Origin of the sequence: Candidatus Halocynthiibacter alkanivorans, assembly GCF_003333265.1 — a bacterium.
GTDB classification, from domain to species: domain Bacteria; phylum Pseudomonadota; class Alphaproteobacteria; order Rhodobacterales; family Rhodobacteraceae; genus Halocyntiibacter_A; species Halocyntiibacter_A alkanivorans.
Genome location: NZ_QOLB01000012.1, coordinates 1 through 2,899, shown reverse-complemented (window position 1 = coordinate 2,899; position 2,899 = coordinate 1). Strand labels below are relative to the sequence as shown.

At 53.5% G+C, this 2,899-nt stretch carries 3 protein-coding genes; 2 read left to right on the top strand and 1 reads right to left on the bottom strand.

Annotated features, from left to right (window positions below; all coding sequences use genetic code 11):
• Positions 1-288 (bottom strand): Lrp/AsnC family transcriptional regulator (locus DWA01_RS00160; RefSeq protein WP_200832462.1); only part of this gene is annotated, 288 nt, incomplete at its 3' end.
• A 134-nt stretch (positions 289-422) separates the two neighbouring features.
• Here DWA01_RS00160 and DWA01_RS00155 point away from each other — a divergent pair.
• Positions 423-1,670 carry an aminotransferase class V-fold PLP-dependent enzyme gene (locus DWA01_RS00155; protein ID WP_114283617.1) on the top strand — a complete coding sequence of 416 codons (1,248 nt, stop codon included), beginning with the start codon at positions 423-425 and terminating at the stop codon, positions 1,668-1,670.
• Positions 1,671-1,735: 65 nt separating this feature from the next.
• Positions 1,736-2,899, top strand: a 1,164-nt coding sequence (locus tag DWA01_RS00150; protein WP_114283616.1) for an aldehyde dehydrogenase family protein, incomplete at its 3' end; no start/stop codon positions are given.

The window sequence follows — 2,899 nt, the reverse complement described above, 5'->3', positions numbered from 1 at the left end:
GCTGGTCTGTTCGATGAGCTCAACCAGTTTTGCGCGCGCGCCATCCTCAAATTTATTGAACTGTATCATCACCATAGCGGAAACATCGAACCCCGCTTTCTCTTTATTCAGAACAATGGTGTAGCGCTCAATCAAGCCCGATTCCTCGAGCCGTTTCAGTCGCCTGAAACATTGGGAAGCAGACAGATTGACTGCTTCGGCCAGCTCCAGGCGCGGAATACGGCTGTCCCGGAGCAACATCTCAAGAATGCGGATATCCTGTCGGTCAAGTGCTGGTTCGTGCATCATTTCAGTCTCAATTAGAACGCTTAGGCTCGAAATATCGCATTGAGCGCCCGTTTGCAAATGCAAGTTGCGCAGACACTCGCGTGGCGGAACCCGTAACTTAGCGGGTAAGCAAACATGTAACGAATGGACCCATCATGCCGACCTTAGATATCGATTTTGTTCGCAATCAGTTCCCTGCACTTTCCGATCCCGATTTGAGCGATACCGCTTTTTTCGAAAATGCCGGCGGGTCTTACATGTGCCAGCCTGTGATGGACCGGTTCGAAACTTATTTTCGCAAGCTCAAGCTGCAGCCCTATCACGCCAGCCCTGTTTCAGCCAAAGCGGGCGCCTGGATGGATGAGAGCTATGGCGCATTGGCCGCATGGCTAAACGCTTCACCAGAAGAAATCTATTTTGGTCCGTCGACGTCTCAGAACTCCTATGTACTCTCAAACGCCGTTTTGGGCTGGCTCAGTCCCGGAGACGAGATCATCGTCACCAATCAGGATCACGAAGCAAACTCCGGTGTCTGGAGACGGCTGGCCGGCCGGGGTGTCACTGTGCGCGAGTGGCAAGTGAACTCAGACACAGGCAGCCTGGAAACAGAGACGCTGAATGACTTGATCACGACAAAGACCAAACTTCTGACCTTTCCGCATTGTTCAAATATTCTCGGCGAAATCAATCCGGTGGGGGAAATCTGTGCCCTGGCCCGTGCCAATGATGTACGAACAGTTGTCGACGGCGTTTCCTTTGGCGGACACGGCTTGCCCGACTTCAAATCCCTCGGAACGGACATCTACCTCTTCTCCCTTTACAAGGTGTTTGGCCCGCATCAGGGCGTCATGGTCGTCAACGAGGAAACGGCGGCACTGTTGAGCAATCAGGGGCATTTTTTCAACGAACAGGTTCGCGAAAAGCGGCTTTGCCCTGCGGGCCCTGACCATGCGCAAGTCGCGGCATCAAAAGGGGTCGGCGACTATTTCGAAGCTCTTTACACGCACCATTTCGGATCCGGAGATGGGGTTTCGCAATTGCAAAAAGCCGAGGATGTCCGGAAGCTTTTGCATGATGCGGAATTCAGAATCCTGTCTCCTCTGATGGACTATTTCCGCAATCATCCCGCCATCAGAATTGTCGGGCCATCAGGGGCCGAAGGCCGTGCACCGACTGTCTCCATTACGGTGGAGGGGTACTCGTCTCTGGAATTGGCAACAAAACTCGGCGACCGGGGTATTCTTTGCGGCGCCGGGCATTTTTACTCCTGTCGCCTTCTCGAGGCTTTGAAGATTGACCCAATGCAAGGCGTATTGCGGTTTTCGATGGTGCATTACACGGCATTGGCGGAGGTAGAGCAACTTATCGCCACGCTGGATGCATTGATCGGGGAAACAGAATGAGTTCCCCTTTGAATCGCCGCTGCTTGCCGCATGCGCCGATTTCCACCGCCTCCAGGAGTTCACAAATGAACACAATCAAACTCTTTAGTCCTTTTTCGGGGGAACAGGTCTTTGAAGCGAAAAAGGAGACTTTTTCGGAGGTAAACCAAAAGATCGAGCGCGCCCGCGCAGCCTACAGGCGCTGGTCCCGTGTTCCGGTCACCGAACGTTCTGCAGCGGTCCGCCGCGCTTTAGATGTCTTTCGCGAGGCAAAGGAGGGTGTGTCCAGGTCTGTTGCGCAGGAAACGGGCAAAACCGTTGCTGCGGCACAGCAAGAGGTGGATTTCATGCTCGAGCGGGCTGAGTATATGTGCACACTGGCTGAGGATGGCAGCCTGAATTCAATGGACCTCGGAAAATACAACCAAAATGACTTCGAAGGGACTATCCGGTACCGCGGGAAAGGTGTCATCTATATCATCAGCCCCTGGAACTACCCGCTTTTTACAGCCATAAATGGTGTCATTTGTGCGTTGCTGGGTGGCAATACGGTCATCCTGAAACACACGACCACACCTTCGGTCGGAATGCTTTTCGAAAGGGCGTTTCATTCGATGGGTGGACATAGTGATCTTCTGTTCAACATCACTGTGGACTTCGATGTCTCCGACGAGATTATCACCAGTGCGAACGTCAATCATGTGGTGTTTACCGGATCGGTGCATGGCGGGCGGGCGATCCAGCAAAGTGTCGCAAAGCGGGCCCTAAACGAAGAGTTGGACGATCCGTTCATCGAAGCATCTCTGGAGCTGGGCAGCAACGACGCGGCCTACATCGCCGAAGATGCCGACATCGACCACGCTGTGCAGTGGGCAGTGAAGACCGGCAGACTGCACAACTCCGGTCAGTCCTGCTGCGCAGTGAAGCGGGTCTATGTTCATGAAACGCTTTATGATGAGTTTCTGGACAAAGCCAAAACTGTGTTCGATGCAGAAGTCTCCGGAAACCCGGAAAAAAATGAAACAACTTTGGGTCCGCTCTTCGGAGGCAACGCTGCCATCGATGTGTTGCTCGAGCTGGTTTCCGATGCCAGCCAGAAAGGTGCGCGGATCGTCACCGGAGGCGCGAGGGAAACCGTTGATGGTTGTGATTTCATTCAGCCTACGCTTGTTGCGGACGTGGATCATGACATGCGGATCATGAGGGAAGAAACCTTTGGGCCTGTATTGCCTGTGATGAAGGTCGCAAGT